The sequence below is a fragment of the Pseudoalteromonas sp. S4741 genome, assembly GCF_005886135.1.
Lineage (GTDB): Bacteria > Pseudomonadota > Gammaproteobacteria > Enterobacterales > Alteromonadaceae > Pseudoalteromonas > Pseudoalteromonas tetraodonis.
In genome coordinates this window covers 1-215 of sequence record NZ_PNCN01000260.1, presented here as the reverse complement: position 1 = coordinate 215, position 215 = coordinate 1, and the positions used below count along the sequence as shown (strand labels likewise).

General features: G+C 46.5%; 1 tRNA gene. It reads right to left on the bottom strand.

Annotated features, from left to right (window positions below):
* Positions 1–134 precede the first annotated feature (134 nt).
* Positions 135–211 (bottom strand) — tRNA-Ile (locus tag CWC30_RS18070).
* Between the last annotated feature and the right edge of the window lie 4 nt (positions 212–215).

Genomic DNA, 215 nt, shown 5'->3' with positions numbered 1-215 from the left:
TCTCCCAGCTGAGCTATAGCCCCACATATGCTGGTCTTACTGTTTGTATACCGACTTCTTTTTAAGACAAGGCGTAAGTTGAGGCCGTTTAGTTCACTAAACAACGAAGCTTACAACGCAGTATTAAGAAGAAGTGGTGGGTCTGAGTAGATTTGAACTACCGACCTCACCCTTATCAGGGGTGCGCTCTAACCAGCTGAGCTACAGACCCAAAC